This is a genomic window from Hymenobacter agri (assembly GCF_054778495.1).
Genome location: NZ_BAAGZM010000428.1, coordinates 1 through 3,740, shown reverse-complemented (window position 1 = coordinate 3,740; position 3,740 = coordinate 1). Strand labels below are relative to the sequence as shown.

The window sequence follows — 3,740 nt, the reverse complement described above, 5'->3', positions numbered from 1 at the left end:
GAGCCCGCGCCGGGGCCGCCGTGTACAAACACGCAGGGGCGGCCCTGGCCCGCCACGCGCACGTACAGCCGCACGCCATCGGTAGTGGTGATGGTGGGGGTGCCGTTGGCCAGCTGGGCGCGGGTGGTGCCGGCAGTGAGCAGGAGCAGAAGAATCGGCAGCAGGGCCTGGCGGAGAGTGCGTAGCGGTTTCATGGCCCAAAACTGCGCTGACGCGCTGCCAGGCGAAAAAGGGTGTTACTCAACCGCAGAAATTGATGGATGAAGCGACTGGCCGGGGCGAAGAGCTGCGCGGCGGCCAGCGCCGCCAAGGCAGCTAAAGCGGTTTCGGAGTCGGTGGACCGCTCTAAGCACCCACGCGCAAGCCAACTAAAAAGAAGCGGCCGCGAAATACGCGTGGCGGCAGGCACGTTACTGGTGCCAATAACTACCGCCGCAGGGTTGCGCGGCTGCCCCCAGTATCTTTGCTTCATGCGTAGTCGCTTCTTGCTTTTCTGTCTGCCAGCGCTGGTCCTGCTGGCCGCGTGTGCCAAAACCGATGCCCCCGTGCGGCTCGATTTCGTGGGGGCTTCCGGCCTCACTTCCGGCAACCGCACCGTCGGCGTCGGCGATACCCTCGTCACCCACGCCTATGCCGTCGGCAACGACCACGCCCTGAAAAGCCTGCGCGTGGAGGTGCGCTACGAGCCCGGCCCGGCCCCCATTCTCTACCCCGTTCCCACCAGTTCGTTCGACAAAGCCAACGCGCCCCAGGCGCGCACCATCACCTACCTCGACTCGCTGCTGCCGGCCAGCAACAGCGGCGCAAGCAGGGGAACCGATGCGCTGCTCATCAACGGCCTGATGGCCCGCACTACCTCCGGCCAGGAAACCTGGACCTACACCGCCACCGACGATACCGACCAAACCGCCGCCCGCAGCTACCGTCTCACCGTGCGCAAGGCCGACTCGGCCGCGGTTTTCCACAGCTATTCGCTTATCCTGCGTCCGGTACCGCGCCGTGCGGCCCGCCCGGCCGCCGTGCGCGACAGCCGCCGCGTGTTCCTGAACCTGCGCTACGGCCTGCTGCTGCCCCGCTACAGCGTGCTCAACGGTAGCCAGTCGCTGCAAGGCAACCAGGTTCTCGTCGACTTGATATGCAACGCTACACAAACCGGCAACGCCGTCGCCCTCGTTGCGCCAGCGGATACCGCCAGCCGACTGCCTCGAAGGGATGTTCGTTGGCCCGAAGCCAACCGCCGCGCCACCGAAATTCGCGCCCAGGGTCTCAGCCCCACACAGTTCAGCAGCGCCACCACCAACGCGGCCATTCAGGCTGCTTTCGGGGCCAGCGCGCCATATCAATACCCCAGCGGCATCAGCAGCACCGGCACCACCGGCCCGCTGGCCGCCAATCAGGTTATCGCCTTCAAGGCGTTCGACGAAAGCGGTACCCCGTATTACGGCCTCTTGCAGGTGACGGCCTTCACCGGTGGTACCAATCCATTGCTCACCTGCCAGGTAAAAGTGCAGAAATACTAGTGCCGTAATCAACGTAAAAAGGCCGTCCCGAATACTCGGGACGGCCTTTTTACTGAGAATTGCCGACTGGCCTGACGTTAGAAAATAACGCCCGCCGTAATGGTGGTGGTATAGCGGCTGGCGTCCGTTTTGATGAGCGGTGCCAGGTCGGTGCCGCCTGGGCCGTACACGTGGTAGGGGTTGTAGCTCTGGCCGTAGGTGGTGTACACGCCGGCGGCGTCGAGGAAGAAATTCTTCTGCCGCAGGCCCAGGCCCGCAGTGTAGAAGTTCTGGGCGCGCTCGTTGTTGGTATCGGCCTGGTAAGGGTCGCCGTAGCGGGCGTAGCCAGCCCGCACCCGAAACACATCGAACCGGCCCTCAGCCCCGAAGCGCAGGTTCACCGTGTTCTGGTACTGGCTGCGGATGGCGGCGTTTTCGTCGGTAAATGAATAGCTGTCGCCGTTGGCGGCGTTGGGGTCGTTGTGCAGGCGGGCCTGCTGGTAGCCCACGTACTCCACGTCGCCCGTCACGAACCCGTGCTTACCCAGCGTCACGGCCACGCCGCCATTGGCCCGGAAGGGCGTAATCAGGGTATAATCGTAGTCGTTGGCGGGAAGCGACACCTTCGGTCCCGTGCCCACGGGCAGGTCGCTGGGCACCCGGTCGGTGCCGGTCGCGCTGAACGTGCCGACCAGGCTTTCGCTGTAGGTGTCGCTCAGGCGCAGGTAGGTGGGCGACTGCACCGACGCCCCGAAGCGCACATTGTCGAGCGCCCGCACAATAATTCCGAGCCGAGCGTTGAAGCCGCTGCCTTTCGTGCGCAGCTGCGAGCTGTTGGTCAGGCTCTGGAAGTGCGTATTCGGGTCATTATCCGATTCCGTCAGCGCACGGGTCTGCGTGAAGTTGGAGCTTACAAAGCCAATTGCCCCGCCGATGTACAGCCGGTCGCGGTAGCTGGCCCCGTACCCCAGGTCGAACTGCGACAGGGAGCCGGAGTTGGTGACGACTTCGCCCTGCGTCAGCACATTGGCCTGCTTACGCACAATAACCGCCGAGTCGGCCCCGGTGGCCCGGTAGGCCCGGATGTTGGCCAGGTAAGCGCCATAGGCCAGCCCGAGCGTCGAGGTGTACGGCCCGGTCGAAGCCTGCTTGTCAAGGTCGTTGTAGAACGCGGCATTTTTAACACCGGCAAACTGCTGCACGTAGCCGCCCAGGTACGACTGCCCGTTGCCCACGTTGCCTTGGTAAGTGGTGCTCATGTTAAAGTCGGCCGACCGCGTGAAGCCCAGGGCCAGGCCCCCGCCCCGCCAGTCGCTGGCCTCGCTGTCGGCCTTGCGCGTGGCAAACACAACGCCCGCGCTGGCAACATGAAAGCTGTTCTTGTTGTCGGTGGTAGCCGCGCCCGTGCCGCCGTCGATGCGGCTGTCGCTCTGACCAATGCCCACACCCGGCGCAAAATGAAATTCTGATTTTTGAAACAGACCCAGACCCGCCGGGTTGCTGGTGAGGTTGCCAAAATCAGCGCCCAGGGCCACATTGGCCCCGGCTATGCCCTGCGTGCGGGCCGGGCCGCCAAATTGCAGGCGTGAGTAGCGAAGCGCGTCGCTGGGGCCTTGGGCAAAGGCGTGGCCGGCCTGCCCCGCAACGAGGGCCAGGCTAAGCCATAAAATCCGTTTTTTCATGGGAAGGGAGAAAGAAAAGGAGCCGGCCGTTGGGCCGGCTCACTGGGAATTTTTGCAGAAAGCAATTGAAATCAATTAGTCGCGGCCCCGCCGGCCGCCGCCCCCACCGCCACCGCCGTAGTTGCCGCCACCGCCATACGAGGGCGTCGAATACGAAGGCTGGCTATAGCTGCGCTGCGGCTGCTCAACGCTGCGCTGGCGTGGTTGGTCAAATACCTGCTGTTGGGGCTGGTCGAAGCTGCGCTGGCGGGGCTGGCCGGCGGCCTGGCCGTTGCCCGTAGGCTCACCAAACACATTCTGGAAGAAGCCACCCCGGCGCCGGGTTTCCTGTGGGGCCGCCGGCTGCAGTTGCGGCTGCGGCACATCGCCGCGCAGGCGCCCGTTGTTCCCGTTATTGGCATCGGTCGCTGCCGCTGCGTCCATGGTGCGGTAGCGAGGGCGCACAACGTCATCCATGCGTTGGGGCTGGTTGTTGTAGCCACCGGTCGGCGCGGCATCGTCGCGGCGCAACCGGCCCGTACCATCGGCGCCAAATTCGGCCAGCTGGCCGCCATTGCCC

At 64.8% G+C, this 3,740-nt stretch carries 3 protein-coding genes and 1 pseudogene; 1 reads left to right on the top strand and 3 read right to left on the bottom strand.

What is annotated here, in order from left to right; translation table 11 throughout:
- Nucleotides 1-194 (bottom strand): alpha/beta fold hydrolase (locus tag ACYVDE_RS17085; protein ID WP_460502758.1); only part of this gene is annotated, 194 nt, incomplete at its 3' end.
- A 276-nt stretch (nt 195-470) separates the two neighbouring features.
- On the opposite strand from ACYVDE_RS17085, the gene ACYVDE_RS17080 reads away from it, so the two are divergent.
- A complete protein-coding gene (locus tag ACYVDE_RS17080; RefSeq protein ID WP_460502757.1) occupies nt 471-1,520 on the top strand; it encodes a hypothetical protein in 1,050 nt (349 codons plus the stop codon).
- A gap of 77 nt (nt 1,521-1,597) precedes the next feature.
- Here ACYVDE_RS17080 and ACYVDE_RS17075 read toward each other — a convergent pair whose 3' ends face one another.
- Together ACYVDE_RS17075 and ACYVDE_RS17070 are read right to left on the bottom strand one after the other, a co-directional pair.
- Nucleotides 1,598-3,181: an OmpP1/FadL family transporter gene (locus ACYVDE_RS17075; RefSeq protein WP_460502756.1), complete on the bottom strand. Its 1,584-nt coding sequence runs from the start codon at nt 3,179-3,181 to the stop codon at nt 1,598-1,600.
- A gap of 75 nt (nt 3,182-3,256) precedes the next feature.
- Nucleotides 3,257-3,740 (bottom strand): annotated as a pseudogene (locus tag ACYVDE_RS17070) (hypothetical protein); the annotation flags it as partial.

What these genes read in the sequence shown, in the direction of transcription:
- ACYVDE_RS17080 (WP_460502757.1), top strand. Translation starts at nt 471, where the DNA reads ATGCGTAGTCGCTTCTTGCTTTTCTGTCTGCCAGCGCTGGTCCTGCTG.
- ACYVDE_RS17075 (WP_460502756.1), bottom strand. Translation starts at nt 3,181, where the DNA reads ATGAAAAAACGGATTTTATGGCTTAGCCTGGCCCTCGTTGCGGGGCAG.